Here is a 15,002-nt window from a genome sequence, read left to right as displayed (position 1 = left end):
CTCCTAACTCCTAACTCCTAACTCCTAACTCCTAACTCCTAACTCCTAACTCCTCACTCCTCACTCCTAACTCACTTTCCCAAACCTCCGTTCTCGTTGCTGATAAGCAAATAAAGCCTTCTTAAATTCGCTGCGGTCAAAATCTGGCCACAAAGTGTCGGTAAAATAGATTTCAGAATAAGCTGATTGCCATAAAAGAAAATTACTTAAACGCATTTCCCCGCTGGTGCGAATAATCAAATCGGGGTCGCAATTTCCAGCAGTGTAAAGATGATGCTCAAATGTAGTTTCATTAATTTCATTTGGTTGGAGTAATCCTTTATCAACTTTTTCGGCGATCGCACGACAAGCTTGGATAATTTCTTCTCTACCCCCATAATTGGTAGCGACATTAAATTTAATACCGTGATTATTTTTAGTTTCTTCAATAGAGGTGTTAATTTCTGCCTGTAAAGCATTTGGTAAAGCGAGTAAATTTCCGACAAAACTAATTTTTACGTTCTCTTCTAGCATTTCTCGTAGTTCTTGACGTAAAACCCGCTGGAACAAGGTCATCAAAAACTCGACTTCTTCTTGGGGTCTACCCCAGTTTTCGGTAGAAAAAGCATAAGCAGTTAGGGCTTTTATCCCCCAATCTTGACAGCAGCGGAGCAAATCTTTGAGAATATCAACTCCTCGCTTATGCCCCATAATTCTAGGTAAACCTCTACGTTTAGCCCATCGACCGTTACCATCCATAATTACTGCAACGTGCTTGGGTAGTAGTTCTTTTTTTAAGTCGCTTGGTAAATCTTCCAGTTTTGTTGATTGTGCTGTCATTTTTTATTCCGAGAAGCAGTCGATGCTAAGCCAAGTAAACGTGAAATTAATGCGGTTGACTTATCACGAATTTGACGACCTAAACTAAATAAGCCGGGAGCTACAGCTTCCCGATCCACAGCAGGAGAAAATCGAGTCTCCAAGGAATCTCTCAGCTTCGTGATTGTCAATGGTCTATTCAAAGTTCCCCTTTCTGCTAGAGAAATAGAACCTGTTTCTTCTGATACAACAACGCAAATACAATTTTCGACACGCTCAGTAATTCCCATAGCCGCACGGTGTCGCGTTCCCAACTGACGGGAGGCACTGCGCCCTGATAGCGGTAAAATTATACCCGATGATACAATCCGAGAACCACGTATTAATGTTGCACCATCATGCAAAAGAGTTTTTGGTTGAAAAATTGTTTGTAGCAGTTCCTTAGAAACTTCAGCATTTAGTTTTACTCCCGGTACGGAAAAATCTCGTTCATCAATTGGACCAGTGGTCTCTACAATTAGCAAAGCCCCAATTCGGTTTTTTGAAAGCTCTTTAACTGCATCAACAATTTCATCAATTACACTATAGGATTTCGGTACCGCTAAGCTCGAAGTTTGGAACAATTGGCGAAATTCACCCCGTCCCAATTGCTCTAGAAAGCGGCGAAACTCTGACTGAAGAGTTATCGCCATTGCTACAGCACAACCATATACCAAGCTTTGTAAAACAAAATTGAGCAATTCCAATTGCAAGGAACCACTTACAGCTGAAGCTAGCATTAAAACTATAAAACCCCGCACCATCCATAGGGTGCGACGTTCGCTAATAAATACTAGCATCATATACGTTAGCGCCAGCACTAACATGATATCCAGAGTCTTTAACAAGGACTGCGACCATCCCAGGTTTGCCAGCCATTGTTTCCATAAATTCCCCATGACATCTGGATTACGCGCTTTGGTTGAAGGATATTTTGCTCAAAGTATAAAAGATTTATAGATGCCAAGAAAGGCAGCTTAAGGGCATGGTAGCATGAACGATAGAGCATAAAATAGTTGATTTTTATCAGTTTTTATGGTTTCTTACTACTAAACCCCTGAATCTTTTATTGTTCGTTTTTTTTCAGTCGTTCTGGTAAGCAATCTTGACGAATCAAGTCTTGGTATGATTCGCGTTGCAAAATTAAACTTGCTTCCCCATTCCCAACTAAAACTGCTGCTGGTCGAGGCAAACGGTTATAATTGGATGACATACTGTAATTATATGCACCTGTTCCCATCACTACGAGAATATCTCCCGCTTCTGTTTTGGGAAGTTGGGCATCCTTAATTAGAATATCCCCTGATTCGCAATGTTTACCAGCAATCGTGACTGTTTCGCTCAATGGTACGGTCATTTTGTTCGCCACCACTGCTCGATAAATTGACTGGTAAGTAATTGGACGCGGATTATCTGACATTCCACCGTCTACAGCAATATATTTACGGATTCCGGGAATTTCTTTGGATGCACCAATACTATATGCTGTAACGCAGGTCGTACCGATTAAAGAACGTCCCGGTTCGCATAATAATTTTGGTAAGGGAAGATTCCCATCAAGGCAAGCTTTTTCAATTACCTGGCAAATCGGCTTTACCCATTCTTCTATACTTGGTGGGTCATCTGATTCTATATATTTTATTCCCAAACCGCCACCAACGTTTAACTCGCTAATGTTAATACCATAAGTTGCGGCTTTTCTCAACCACTCTACCATCAGCGCAGCCAAGTCTTGATGAGGTTGTTTCTCAAAAATTTGCGAGCCGATGTGAGCGTGTAAACCAACGCAATTAAATACTGATGATTGTTCGCTGACAAAAGCAAACAAATCATCAAGTGCATTAGGGTCAAAACCAAATTTACTATCTAACTGTCCCGTGCGGATGTAATCGTGAGTATGACAATCAATACCCGGAGTCAGACGCAGCATAATCCGGTATGGCACACAGCTTGAAGAACCATTTTTACTAGCCAGTTCGACTAAAGTGTTCAACTCATACCAATTATCCACCACAATCGTACAACCGGATTCCACAGCAAAAATCAATTCTTCACGAGATTTATTATTGCTGTGCAAATAAATTTTATCGCCATTTACACCACTCTGAATCGCAGTATATAATTCACCACCAGAAGCTACATCTATTCCCAAATCTTCCGATGCGACGATGGCGCACACAGCCAAACAATTCCATGCTTTGGAAGCGTATAATACTGTCGATTCACCTTGATAGTATTGCTTGAAGCTATCGCGATACTGACGGCAAGCAGTTCGCAAGCTTTCTTCGTCTAAAATATACAGCGGAGAACCAAACTGTTTTACTAAGGTTGTGACATCACAACCCCCGATTTCTAAATGATCGCGATCGTTTATTTTTGCACTCAAAGGTAAAAGCGATTGATTCGGCGAAACAGTTTCTTTTTGATTGCCCTGAGATAGTATATATTTACTACCATTTTCTTGAACCCCAGCAGGGTGAGTCGATACCATAAGAATATAAGTTGTTTGTATTTGAATTCTGGGCGACATTTATCTCCCGTTTCCCAGTGTACAAAGAGCGATGTACCATAACCAATAAAGTTAGGGTTCTCTCGTTAAGTAGCAACCCCATGGCTATAAGGCGGGGGCTTGCTGGTTGACTCTACCTGACCCGACTACTCGTTTAGAGCAAGAGTTAAAGTTCCTACCTTGGGATGCTTGCTAGTCCCAAGCTCTAGAATCAAGCGATTAAACAGGCTTACAGAGAATAAACCAGTGTCGTTTGGATAGTACCCGAGACGGGTTCGCCACTATGTCAAGCGCGGACACGCTTCGCTAATGACGGGACAGAAACTGACTCCCCTCCGGGGGAGCTGCCGTGGCTCACCGACTCTAAACATTGTCTAAGCAAACTTTACCCGCAAGGAGTATGCAGCAATGCAAAATTATGTTTTCGTTATCGACCAAAACAAACAACCGCTCAATCCAATACCTCCTGCACGAGCAAGAAAATTACTCACAAAACAAAAAGCAGCCATTTATCGGATATATCCTTTTGTAATCATTTTAAAGCACGTGGTTGATAATTCTAGCCCCAAGCCATTAACAATTAAGTTTGACCCTGGAAGCAAAACTACGGGTATTGCAATCTTGGATGAAAACAAAGTTATTTGGGCCGGGGAATTGGAACATAGAGGATGGCAGATTAAAGATTCCTTAGAATCAAGACGTTCACGGGAGCCGTAGTCGTCGTAATCGCAAAACTCGTTACCGTCAACCGCGATTTAACAACCGCAAGCGCAAAGAGGGATGGCTTGCTCCATCGCTGATGCATCGTGTCCTGACCATTGAGACATGGGTAAAACGGCTTTGTCGCTATGCCCCAATCACTCAAATAGCGATGGAGTTAGTCAAGTTTGACACCCAAAGAATACAAAACCCAGAAATTGACGGTATTGAGTATCAACAAGGAGAGCTTGATGGGTATGAGATACGGGAATACTTGCTTGAAAAGTGGGGCAGGAAGTGCGCTTACTGCGATCAAGTTGGTGTACCACTTCAAATTGAGCATATCCACCCCAGGTCAAAAGGAGGTAGCAACAGAGTCAGTAACCTAACCTTATCTTGCAAACGATGTAACAGCAAGAAATGTTCTAAAGATATCAAAGATTTTCTCAAAAAAGAACCAGCAAAGTTAGAGAAAATTTTAAACCAAGCCAAGCAGCCATTAAAAGATGCAGCCGCAGTCAATGCAACTCGTTGGGAATTATTTCGCACCTTAAAAAACATCCTACCCACCACAACCACAACGGGTGGACAAACGAAATACAACCGAACAAGACTTGAACTACCCAAGCAACACTGGATTGATGCGGCTTGCGTTGGGGATATCGAAACAATTAAATTACTTACTCAGCAACCACTACGCATCAAGTGTACTGGTTGGGGGACTCGGCAGATGTGCGGCACGAATCAATACGGATTCCCCGTTCGCCACAGGCAACGCAAACAAGTTCACTTTGGGTTCAAAACTGGCGACATCGTTAAAGCTGTTGTCACTTCTGGGAAAAAGATTGGCGAGTACGTTGGTCGAGTTCTATGTCGTAAAACAGGAGGTTTTGATATTGCCACCAAAACAGGTCGTATCACAGGCATTAGTTATAGATTTTGCACAACAATTCATGGGAAGGATGGCTACTCCTATGCATTCTAAGATACCTGGACGGGGGATGAATTCCCCTGCCCCTTCCTCCCCATGTTTAGAAAACAGGGGCTTCCGGGGCGAGGAGGTTTGGTGAATAAATTTGAGATACAAATTCAATCTTTATCTAATGAACATCTAGAGGCAATCCTGGAACTGGATAAAATTTGTTTTGGGGGATTGTGGTCGAAAGTTGCCTATGAAAGGGAGATGGATAGTCCTAACAGCGAGATACAAGGTATATTTTCCTCCCATACCGGCGAAAAACTGTTAGGAATGGGTTGTTTTTGGTCAATTTTAGAAGAAGCCCACATTACAATTTTGGCAGTCAATCCTCAATATCACCGTCAAGGGATGGGCGCGGCTTTACTTTATTCTTTGATCAAGACAGCTCGCGATCGCGGTTTGGAACGAGCGACGTTAGAGGTACGGGTTTCTAATCAAGCTGCAATTTCTTTGTACGAAAAATTTGGGTTTAAGACAGCAGGGAGACGACGACGTTATTACCAAGATAATGGTGAAGATGCTTTAATTCTCTGGCTCGGAGGTATACACAAGCCAGATTTCCCAGAAACCTTAGCCAATTGGTATGTAAATGTTTGTTTAGGTTTAGATAAATCTTGTTGGCAGTTAGTCAAAGGTTGAAGGTCAAAGGTTGAAGGTTGAAGGTCAAAGCTTAGAGGTTGACAATTACCAGGAAATTGTAACAGGGAAAAACTAAATGATATTTAAATGAGATTTAACTAAACGATAAATAATTTTTATAAAGTTCAAAATCGTCTTGACGTAAAAAAATTAAATTGTTATTAGTGATGGTTGGAAAATAACTCCGTAAATTGGTCAACCTAAGTGTATATAGATTGTAGTCAAGTCAAATAGCACACTTAAATAAGCTCCTCAGTATGCTGACTACAACAAAGTAAGAAATATTATGTAGTTCCAACCTGTGAAGTGGGTTTGAAGCATTTGGATGTCTACTAAGTTTATAAAGACACCCATAGGATTTGCCTGTGCTAAAATCAGCGTACCGGCACGACGCAGGCGATGGGAATAATGCCTTATGTTTGAACGCTTCACAGAAAAAGCCATCAAAGTAATAATGCTTGCTCAAGAAGAGGCTCGCCGTCTTGGGCATAATTTTGTTGGTACTGAACAGATTCTCTTGGGTCTAATTGGCGAAGGTACTGGCGTTGCGGCTAAGGTGCTCAAATCAATGGGCGTTAACCTTAAAGATGCCAGAATCGAGGTCGAAAAGATTATAGGTCGAGGCTCGGGTTTTGTAGCCGTGGAAATTCCGTTTACCCCACGGGCAAAGCGAGTTCTAGAACTATCTTTAGAAGAGGCTCGCCAATTAGGTCACAACTATATTGGTACTGAGCATCTACTGTTAGGCTTGATCCGCGAAGGTGAAGGCGTAGCAGCTAGAGTACTGGAAAACCTTGGTGTAGACCTATCTAAGGTCAGAACCCAAGTGATCCGTATGCTTGGTGAAACCGCTGAAGTTGCGGCTACTGGTCAATCTGGGCGCAATAAGACTCCGACTCTGGATGAGTTTGGCTCTAATTTGACCCAAATGGCTTTGGATGGCAAGCTTGACCCTGTGGTGGGACGCGCCAAGGAAATTGAGCGAGTAATCCAAATTTTGGGTCGTCGAACCAAAAACAACCCGGTATTAATTGGGGAACCAGGTGTTGGTAAAACGGCAATTGCGGAAGGATTGGCTCAACGCATTGGTAACAAAGATGTACCTGACATCTTAGAAGACAAGCGCGTGGTAACTCTTGATATTGGCTTGCTGGTGGCAGGAACCAAATATCGGGGTGAATTTGAAGAACGCCTGAAAAAAATTATGGATGAAATCCGTCAGGCGGGAAATGTAATTTTAGTAATCGACGAAGTACACACCTTAATTGGTGCTGGTGCGGCAGAAGGGGCAATTGATGCTGCCAATATTCTCAAGCCAGCTTTAGCTCGTGGTGAATTGCAGTGTATCGGCGCAACAACGCTCGATGAATACCGCAAGCACATCGAACGAGATGCAGCCCTTGAGCGTCGTTTCCAACCAGTGATGGTGGGTGAACCTTCAGTAGATGAAACTATTGAAATTTTACGCGGTCTGCGCGACCGTTACGAACAACATCATAAATTGAAAATTTCTGACGAAGCGGTGCTAGCGGCGGCTAAATTATCTGACCGTTATATTAGCGATCGCTTTCTTCCAGACAAAGCAATTGACTTAATTGATGAAGCTGGAAGCCGGGTACGTTTGATTAACTCCCAGCTGCCTCCCGCAGCTAAAGAGTTGGACAAAGAACTGCGTAAAATTCTCAAAGAGAAAGATGACGCAGTACGTTCCCAAGATTTTGATAAAGCTGGTGAACTGCGCGATCGCGAAATGGAGATCAAAGCAGAAATTCGCGCTATTGCTCAAAGTAAAGCTGGTGCTTCCCGTACTGATGGGGAAGAGCCTGTAGTTACTGAAGAAGATATTGCTCATATTGTGGCTTCTTGGACTGGTGTTCCGGTGAACAAACTCACCGAATCGGAATCCGAGAAATTGCTACACATGGAAGACACCTTGCACCAGCGTTTAATTGGTCAAGAAGAAGCCGTAAGAGCAGTTTCGCGAGCAATTCGCCGCGCTCGTGTTGGGTTGAAAAATCCCAACCGACCGATTGCGAGCTTTGTGTTCTCAGGTCCCACAGGTGTAGGTAAAACTGAATTAGCTAAATCTTTGGCTTCTTACTTCTTCGGTTCGGAAGAAGCAATGATTCGTCTCGATATGTCCGAATTCATGGAGCGTCACACTGTCAGTAAGCTGATTGGTTCGCCTCCTGGTTATGTAGGCTACAACGAAGGCGGTCAGTTAACGGAAGCTGTAAGACGTAGACCTTATACAGTAGTACTTTTCGACGAAATCGAGAAAGCGCACCCCGATGTATTTAATATGCTGCTTCAAATTCTTGAAGACGGTAGATTAACGGATGCAAAGGGACGCACCGTAGACTTCAAAAACACCTTGTTGATATTAACTTCTAACATCGGTTCTAAGGTAATTGAAAAAGGTGGTGGTGGTATCGGTTTCGAGTTTGCCGAAGACGCGAGCGAGTCTCAGTACAATCGGATCAAGTCTTTGGTTAACGAAGAACTCAAGCAGTACTTCCGTCCGGAATTCCTCAACCGTCTGGATGAAATCATCGTCTTCCGTCAGTTGAACCGTGAAGAGGTAATGTTAATTGCCGATATCATGCTCAAGGAAGTATTCGGACGACTCACCGAAAAAGGTATTGAGCTACAAGTAAGCGACCGTTTCAAAGAGCGTTTGCTTCTAGAAGGTTATAATCCTAGTTACGGTGCAAGACCTCTACGTAGAGCAATTATGCGCTTACTGGAAGATAGTCTAGCCGAAGAAATTCTCTCCGGGCGCATTGGTGAAGGCGATACAGCCTTAGTTGATGTGGATGAAGGTGGAAATATTCTTGTTACTGCCGAGAAAACACCAGAAGACAGCAGCGGTCAAGATGATGCTTTGCCTCAAGCTGTTGAGGGGTAATTATCTAAAATTTTAATTAATTGAAAGCGGTGGGGAATCTAACTTCTCTGCCGTTTTTTTGTTTTGAAATTTAAATCTGGTTGTACTAAAAACGAGTCATATTAGCAAAAATGAAAGGTTTGACCACAACATCAGGTTCTACCTCAATCCAAAGCGTGGCTCCACAATCAAGAGGTTTCTCGGGTCTGTAAATCAGATTACAACTTCCATTGATTTGCACGCCATGAGCATAAATTTTTTCAGAACCGGATCTAATTATGATTACAGGTTCTTTAGTGCCATGATTATTGCTTCTAATCTTATGTGAATTAACGTGAATGCGAGTTAATGCCGAGCTAACTCGTTTTCTCCAAGTTCCTTTAGGACCTCGTTTACCTTCTATAACCTTGGGCATTTGATTGATTAGAGGAATCTGCCAAAATTTACCAACCTTTTTTGCTCCAACAATTCGACCTTCGTAAAGTAATTGCCGGACTCTTTGAGTACAAATTTTGAGTAATCGAGCAGCTTCTATTGTCCCAATCATAATTATTTTCTCCATAACTCTAGCGCTAGAGTTGTTCTTTAATAACAATATACAGAATTTCCTCCTTTTAGAAAACAATCAAAAATAAAATCGGGATAAATTCCATCCCAACACCGTCGGAATTTTTAAGATAAATTAAATATTGGTTCGCGTCATCGATTGGAGTACTATTCACTCGTTTAAAGCAGTATGACAACAAAGTTACTGAACAATCGTTATCAAGTTATCCAGGTGTTAGGTGCTGGGGGGTTTGGTGAAACCTTTTTAGCAGAAGATACTCATCTTCCTTCTCGTCGTCGTTGCGTGATTAAGCAACTTAAACCACTGGTAGATGATCCAAAAACCTATCTGCATATTCAGCAACGTTTTGAACGAGAAGCAGCAACTTTAGAATTTCTCGGTGAAGGTAGTGACCAAATTCCTAATCTTTTCGCTTATTTTTCGGAAAATGGGTTGTTTTATTTGGTTCAAGAATGGATTCAAGGACAAACTTTAACAAATATTATTGAAACTCAAGGATGTTTGGATGAAAAAGCTGTAAGAGAAATTTTACTCAGTTTGTTATCAGTTTTAGAATACGTCCACTCGAAAGGAATTATTCACCGCGATATTAAACCCGATAATATTATTTTCCGCAGTTCAAATAATAAGCCAGTTCTAATTGATTTCGGTGCAGTAAAAGAAACGATTCGTAATACCATCACTTCTTCAGGCAACCCCACAAAATCGATGGTAATAGGTACACCGGGATATATGCCAATCGAACAAGCTGTAGGGCGTGCGGTTTTCGCAACCGATATTTATAGTTTGGGTTTAACAGCGATTTATTTATTAACTGGTAAACACCCCCAAGAATTAGAAACCAATCCGCAAACAGGTGAAATTTTATGGGAAAATTATGCTCCTGAAGAATTATCTACTGGTTTCAAAACAGTTCTCAATCAAGCAATTAATCCAAATCTAGGAATTCGCTTCAGCACTGCAAGCAAAATGCTTTATGCTTTGCAATCTAGTAATTCTACTACTACTTTACCCGGATTCAAAACACAAAATACCCAAAATACTCAAAAAACAGTCGCAGTATCTCCTGTAGGCGGAATTCCTGGAAATACTCCAGTTTCTCCAACTTCCAAAAACAGGTTAAAACCCGCTTTAATTTTCGGTGGTTTACTTACTGTAGGATTAATTGGGGGAATAGCAATTGCTAATTTTAATCGTCAACAACCAGAAGAAAAGGTCGTCATATCTGAAACTCCTCTACCACGAGAATCAATTGATAAGAGTGAGAATAATTCAATTGCTACTCCCGAACCAATTTTTAGCGAAGTAGAACCACCCCAACCAGCAGAAATTCAACCTCCCTCACAGCCACAAATTGCTCCACCGCAACCGCAGCAGCAATTGACAATTGAACCAACTCCAGAACCAACTCCAGAATTCACACCGCAACCTACACCGGAAAACAATCAGCCGTCGTTGATTCCAACATCAGAGCCGCAACCGCAAATAATTTCCACTCCTATCCCTAGCCCTATTCCTCAACCTCCAACACCTCCAAAAGAAATTGAAAAACCACTTGTTAATAATACTAATAATCGTACTTTTCCAGTATTTCCTACAGGAGTTTCAGAAAACAACGTTAAAGCAAATTTAGGACAACCAAGCAAAGTTTCTAATGGTTTATGGAATACTCGTGCTTATCTTTATAGATTACAACCCAATCGCGTAGACCTCGGTTTACTTTTTGACCGTCAGTCTGGAATATTGCGACAAACAGAAGCATCTCTCGCTCAATCGGTGGGAGAAAATACAATGCAAAATGCTTTACAAGGAATGTTAGCAGGTAATATGAATGGCGATATCCAACAAGGATTGCAGCGAGTTTACCAACGCCAAACAAACCAATATTCCTTTCAAACCGGCGGTTTAAAAGGAATAATCCAACGTAATAAAGAAGACCGCATCTATATTGCTGTTTGGGATGCGGAGTTACATTGATTGGGTAATAGGTAATAGGTAATAGGTAATAGGTAATCGGTAATCGGTAATCGGTAATCGGTGATGGGTAAAATAATTAATAATGAGGGAATTTTGACGAACACGCGGAGCGATTGCCCTTTCAAATATATACTTCAATCCTCAATTACCAATTAGCAATTACCAATTACCAATTACCAATTACCAAATTAATTACTTAATCGACACCTTAGCACCAGCTTCTTCAAGCTGTTTCTTAGCATCTTCAGCAGCATCTTTGGCAATGGCTTCTTTAACTGGCTTGGGTGCAGATTCTACTAAATCTTTGGCTTCTTTCAAACCTAAGCCGGTAATACCGCGTACAACCTTGAGGATAGCAATCTTCTTATCGGCTGGTACGTCTTCAAGTACTACGTCAAACTCGGTTTTCTCTTCTTCAGGTTCAGCAGCAGCACCACCACCACCCATTCCGGGCATCATTCCAGGCATCATCATCATACCGCCGCCACCAGAAGCGGAAGCATCTACCTGAAACACTTCTTCAATTTGCTTAACTAGTTCGGAAGCTTCGAGTAAGCTCAAAGACTTCAAGCTTTCAATGATTTCATCGGTTTTAGCAGACATTAATTTACTCCTGTTGTTGTCGTTGTTGTTAAATCAAAAATTTGTCTAGATAACTAGATAATTAGATTTCTCAAATTAGATTCGGTTTCTTTGCATATAATCCAAAATCTAAAATCCAAAATCTAAAATCCAAAATCTAAAATCCAAAATCTCAAGAATCTTCTTTTTCGGATACTGCTTTGACTGCACGTACCAAAGAACTGGGTACTTCGTTGATACCTTTGGCCAATTTGGTTGGTACTTGGTTGATACCTTTGGCCAATTTGGTGGCAACTGCATTCAAACGAACAGCGATGCGAGCCATAAGTTCTTGCTTGGAAGGCAAGTCTTTAAGTGCTTTGACCTGATCTAACGTCAAAGCCTGTCCTTCAAGTACTCCACCGCGAATTTCTGTTTTCTTGGTGACTTTTTGAAATTCTTCGTAAGCCTTGATGGCTTCTTTTAAGTCTTCTTTAACTAGTAAAAAGACTGAAGAATCTTGAAGGTATTGTGTCATTGGCTGCCATTGCTGATCTTCTTGAACAGCAATCCGCATCAAGGTGTTTTTGGCTCTTTTACAAACAGTACCAGTTGGACGCATCCGATTCCGCAAGTCGCTAATTTCCGATACGCTCAGCCCTTGGTAGTCAACTATCAATGCCAGAGAAGACTCGCTCAAAACTTCTTTGAGGTCGGCGACTATCGCCTTTTTATCTTCTAGCGTTCTACCCATTTTATATCACCTCCTTCATGGTTTTTATCGACCTTTCAAACAACAAAACCCCGACTGCAACAGCCAGGGTTTAACATTTGTAATAACTTGTTGATAAGTGATTACAAAATCCTTACATCATCTAATTCTTACTACTAAGAGTGGAAAAAGAGGGAAGTTGGGATGTTAACCTAGGCAGGAAATTAAGCTTTTGTTAAAGCACCTGCTGTCTCTGGCTGTTACCTATTTATTTTTAAGGTTTCAAGTTGAGAGTTAGGACATGAAGTTAGGAGTTAAAAATAATTTTCTTTGATTAACCCATAACTTACAAATCATAACTCAAAACTAATCAAACTTGATTGATTAATTTTTTTCTCAGTTAAGCTGCTTGACCAATTTTTAAATCGCGTAAAGCATTGACATCAATTTTTATGGATGGTCCCATGGTGGCAGATACATATACAGTCCGCCAATAGCGACCCTTTGCTCCTGAAGGACGGTTACGTTCAATGCTTTCTTGCAACGCCTTCAAGTTTACTAATAAATCTTCTGGAGAAAAAGATGCCTTACCAAACATAACATGAACTATGCCAGTACGGTCGGCTCTAAATTCTAATTTACCAGCTTTGAATTCCTCAATCGCACCTGCGAGGTCAAATGTCACGGTTCCACCTTTGGGGGATGGCATCAAACCACGCGGACCTAATAATTTACCAAGTTTTGCTACTTGCGGCATAACATCAGGAGTCGCAATTAGCTTATCAAAGTCCATTCTTCCTTGCTGAATTTCGGTAATCAGTTCTTCTGACCCAACTACATCAGCACCTGCACTAGTTGCTTCGGCTACTTTCTCACCTCGTGCAATTACTGCTACTCTGATGTTTTGTCCGGTACCTTTGGGTAGTACTACTGTTGTCCGCAACTGCTGATCTGTATATTTGGGGTCTATTCCCAAGCGAATATGCGCTTCTGCGGCTTCGGGAAATTTTGCCGTTGCTGTTTCTTTGAGCAAACTTAAAGCTTCTATCGGTTGATAGTCTTTATCTTCTACTTTTTCGTGCAGCTCTCTCAAACGACGCGATAATTTATTTTTTGCCATTTTTTACTCCTGGGGTACTTAACGAGATTCATTCTCTCCCCCAAATAAATTTTAATTGTTGGTTGTTGGTTGTTAGTTGTTGGTTGTTAACTCATAACTCCTAACTCATAACTCCGGTGGTACTAACTCATAACTCCCGTTCTTTTCACTCTGTTACCGTTACACCCATATTACGAGCGGTACCCGCAATAATTTTCATTGCTGCTTCGATGTCGTTAGCATTCAAATCAGGCATTTTGGTTTCGGCAATTTCTCGCAATTGGTCTTTTGTGATAGAACCAACTTTGGCTTTATTTGGTTCGGCAGAACCTTTTGGTATCTTGGCTGCTTTGGTGATTAATACCGATGCTGGAGGAGTTTTTAAGACAAATGTAAAACTGCGGTCTTCATAAACCGAAATTTCTACTGGAATAACCGTCCCAGCTTTATCAGCTGTTTTGGCATTGTACTCCTTGCAGAACATCATGATATTAACACCGTGCTGACCTAAAGCAGGTCCTACAGGAGGTGCTGGGTTAGCTTTCCCAGCTTGCAGAGCCAGTTTAATAATCGCTGTTATTTTCTTCGCCATTTCCTACTAGCTTTGTTTTTCTACTTGGTTGAATTCCAATTCGACTGGCGTGTCTCTTCCAAAAATCGAAAGCAATGCTTTGAGCTTGCTTCGTTCCGGACTTACTTCAATTACCTCACCTTCAAAGTCTTTGAATGGACCTGAAAGCACAATTATCTTATCACCAGTAGCCATATCAATTTTCACTACTGGCTCTTGTTCGGTAGCTTGCTTGAAGATTCTTTCAACTTCACCTCGAGACAGAGGTAACGGTTTTACGTGACCCCGTCCTCTACTACCACCACGTTTCTGTTCGGCTCCAACGAAGTTGATTACATGGGGGGTGTTTCGCACCACCTGCCAAATATCATCTTCCATTTCCATCTTTACCAGTACATAGCCAGGAAATACCTTTTCTTCTGTCTGGTAGCGACTGCCATCTTTACGGATTTTAACTGTTGGCGTGTGTGGAATTTCTACCTGGATAATTTTGTCAGCTACATCAAAGGTTTGAATGCGCTGCTCCAAGTTGGTTTTTACACGCTTCTCGCAGCCAGAGGCTACTTGTACTGCATACCAGCGCGGTGATTGTACACCATCGTTTGACGCTGCTTCTATTTCCTCTGACTGCAACGGCGAATTACGATCTTCGTCTGTTGCAGAATTCATTTGAATACCACTGTTGCTGCCCAAGCAAAGAATTTATCTACAAAAAATATCACTGTAGCGGAAAGGGTTACCATCAACAGCACCGCTGCGGATTCACTCACGAGCTGTTTACGACTTGGCCAAACGACTTTCTCAAATTCCTCTTTGGTTCCTTTTAAGAAGTTGCCAGCATTAAACCCGCTACTCATTTCCTGTACCTGTGCTTCATTTTTCTTGACCACGGTCTTTACTCTCCCCCAAACATAATATTCTTAGTTACATCCAAGTTCTCCATTAATACTAACAGCTTTAATTT

Annotated in this window: 13 protein-coding genes, 1 pseudogene and 1 other annotated feature; of the genes and pseudogenes, 4 read left to right on the top strand and 10 right to left on the bottom strand. The window is 41.6% G+C overall.

The genetic code is table 11. The features are described 5' to 3' along the window. Positions 1-66: 66 nt before the first annotated feature. The 3 genes from uppS to lysA all read right to left on the bottom strand — a co-directional run bounded on the left by uppS (position 67) and on the right by lysA (position 3,328). Complete coding sequence (gene uppS, locus IQ247_RS14400; RefSeq protein WP_193921044.1) at positions 67-819, bottom strand: undecaprenyl pyrophosphate synthase; 753 nt, start codon at positions 817-819, stop codon at positions 67-69. Then, positions 816-1,736, bottom strand: coding sequence for a diadenylate cyclase CdaA (gene cdaA, locus IQ247_RS14395; RefSeq protein WP_193921043.1), 921 nt, complete (start codon positions 1,734-1,736; stop codon positions 816-818). The genes uppS and cdaA overlap by 4 nt, the downstream gene beginning before the upstream one ends. A 167-nt stretch (positions 1,737-1,903) precedes the next feature. Further along, positions 1,904-3,328 carry a diaminopimelate decarboxylase gene (gene lysA / locus IQ247_RS14390; protein WP_193921048.1) on the bottom strand — a complete coding sequence of 475 codons (1,425 nt, stop codon included), beginning with the start codon at positions 3,326-3,328 and terminating at the stop codon, positions 1,904-1,906. Between the two features lie 426 nt (positions 3,329-3,754). Between lysA and iscB the strand changes: the two are divergent. The 3 genes and pseudogenes from iscB (at position 3,755) to IQ247_RS14375 (ending at position 8,571) form a co-directional block, all read left to right on the top strand. After that, positions 3,755-5,030 (top strand): annotated as a pseudogene (gene iscB / locus IQ247_RS14385) (RNA-guided endonuclease IscB). A gap of 81 nt (positions 5,031-5,111) precedes the next feature. Beyond that, positions 5,112-5,663, top strand: a complete 552-nt coding sequence (gene rimI / locus IQ247_RS14380) for a ribosomal protein S18-alanine N-acetyltransferase (RefSeq protein WP_193921042.1) — start codon at positions 5,112-5,114, stop codon at positions 5,661-5,663. 415 nt (positions 5,664-6,078) lie between these two features. Continuing rightward, complete coding sequence (locus IQ247_RS14375) at positions 6,079-8,571, top strand: ATP-dependent Clp protease ATP-binding subunit (protein ID WP_193921041.1); 2,493 nt, start codon at positions 6,079-6,081, stop codon at positions 8,569-8,571. A gap of 85 nt (positions 8,572-8,656) precedes the next feature. Here IQ247_RS14375 and IQ247_RS14370 read toward each other — a convergent pair whose 3' ends face one another. Continuing rightward, entirely contained in the window at positions 8,657-9,097 is a 441-nt protein-coding gene (locus IQ247_RS14370; RefSeq protein ID WP_193921040.1) for a helix-turn-helix domain-containing protein, read from the bottom strand. 189 nt (positions 9,098-9,286) lie between these two features. Here IQ247_RS14370 and IQ247_RS14365 point away from each other — a divergent pair, with 189 nt between their 5' ends. Continuing rightward, entirely contained in the window at positions 9,287-11,095 is a 1,809-nt protein-coding gene (locus IQ247_RS14365) for a serine/threonine-protein kinase (protein WP_193921039.1), read from the top strand. A gap of 192 nt (positions 11,096-11,287) precedes the next feature. Here IQ247_RS14365 and rplL read toward each other — a convergent pair whose 3' ends face one another. From rplL to secE, 6 genes are all read right to left on the bottom strand, one after another. Continuing rightward, positions 11,288-11,698 (bottom strand): 50S ribosomal protein L7/L12, encoded by a 411-nt coding sequence (rplL, locus tag IQ247_RS14360; protein ID WP_193921038.1) that lies wholly within the window; start codon positions 11,696-11,698, stop codon positions 11,288-11,290. Between the two features lie 151 nt (positions 11,699-11,849). Beyond that, positions 11,850-12,410: a 50S ribosomal protein L10 gene (rplJ, locus tag IQ247_RS14355; RefSeq protein ID WP_193921037.1), complete on the bottom strand. Its 561-nt coding sequence runs from the start codon at positions 12,408-12,410 to the stop codon at positions 11,850-11,852. Between the two features lie 33 nt (positions 12,411-12,443). Continuing rightward, positions 12,444-12,643 (bottom strand) — a sequence feature (ribosomal protein L10 leader region). A gap of 125 nt (positions 12,644-12,768) precedes the next feature. Further along, positions 12,769-13,488, bottom strand: coding sequence for a 50S ribosomal protein L1 (rplA, locus tag IQ247_RS14350; RefSeq protein WP_193921036.1), 720 nt, complete (start codon positions 13,486-13,488; stop codon positions 12,769-12,771). Positions 13,489-13,633: 145 nt separating this feature from the next. Further along, positions 13,634-14,059, bottom strand: coding sequence for a 50S ribosomal protein L11 (gene rplK, locus IQ247_RS14345; protein ID WP_193921035.1), 426 nt, complete (start codon positions 14,057-14,059; stop codon positions 13,634-13,636). A gap of 6 nt (positions 14,060-14,065) precedes the next feature. Further along, positions 14,066-14,707, bottom strand: a complete 642-nt coding sequence (gene nusG / locus IQ247_RS14340; RefSeq protein ID WP_193921033.1) for a transcription termination/antitermination protein NusG — start codon at positions 14,705-14,707, stop codon at positions 14,066-14,068. Next, on the bottom strand, positions 14,704-14,928 hold the full coding sequence (gene secE, locus IQ247_RS14335; protein WP_193921031.1) for a preprotein translocase subunit SecE: 225 nt from the start codon (positions 14,926-14,928) through the stop codon (positions 14,704-14,706). Before secE ends, nusG begins: the two co-directional genes overlap by 4 nt. Positions 14,929-15,002: the final 74 nt, after the last annotated feature.

This window comes from Plectonema cf. radiosum LEGE 06105 (assembly GCF_015207665.1).
GTDB classification, from domain to species: Bacteria; Cyanobacteriota; Cyanobacteriia; order Cyanobacteriales; family Nostocaceae; genus Rivularia; species Rivularia radiosa_A.
The sequence above is the reverse complement of the archived record's forward strand: the minus strand, read 5'-3'. Positions and strand labels throughout refer to the sequence as shown.

Excerpts from the sequence above, each read along its gene's own strand:
- uppS (WP_193921044.1), bottom strand. The coding sequence starts at position 819 with ATGACAGCACAATCAACAAAACTGGAAGATTTACCAAGCGACTTAAAA.
- cdaA (WP_193921043.1), bottom strand. The coding sequence starts at position 1,736 with ATGGGGAATTTATGGAAACAATGGCTGGCAAACCTGGGATGGTCGCAG.
- lysA (WP_193921048.1), bottom strand. The coding sequence starts at position 3,328 with ATGGTATCGACTCACCCTGCTGGGGTTCAAGAAAATGGTAGTAAATAT.
- IQ247_RS14375 (WP_193921041.1), top strand. The coding sequence starts at position 6,079 with ATGTTTGAACGCTTCACAGAAAAAGCCATCAAAGTAATAATGCTTGCT.
- IQ247_RS14370 (WP_193921040.1), bottom strand. The coding sequence starts at position 9,097 with ATGATTGGGACAATAGAAGCTGCTCGATTACTCAAAATTTGTACTCAA.
- IQ247_RS14365 (WP_193921039.1), top strand. The coding sequence starts at position 9,287 with ATGACAACAAAGTTACTGAACAATCGTTATCAAGTTATCCAGGTGTTA.
- rplL (WP_193921038.1), bottom strand. The coding sequence starts at position 11,698 with ATGTCTGCTAAAACCGATGAAATCATTGAAAGCTTGAAGTCTTTGAGC.
- rplJ (WP_193921037.1), bottom strand. The coding sequence starts at position 12,410 with ATGGGTAGAACGCTAGAAGATAAAAAGGCGATAGTCGCCGACCTCAAA.
- rplA (WP_193921036.1), bottom strand. The coding sequence starts at position 13,488 with ATGGCAAAAAATAAATTATCGCGTCGTTTGAGAGAGCTGCACGAAAAA.
- rplK (WP_193921035.1), bottom strand. The coding sequence starts at position 14,059 with ATGGCGAAGAAAATAACAGCGATTATTAAACTGGCTCTGCAAGCTGGG.
- nusG (WP_193921033.1), bottom strand. The coding sequence starts at position 14,707 with ATGAATTCTGCAACAGACGAAGATCGTAATTCGCCGTTGCAGTCAGAG.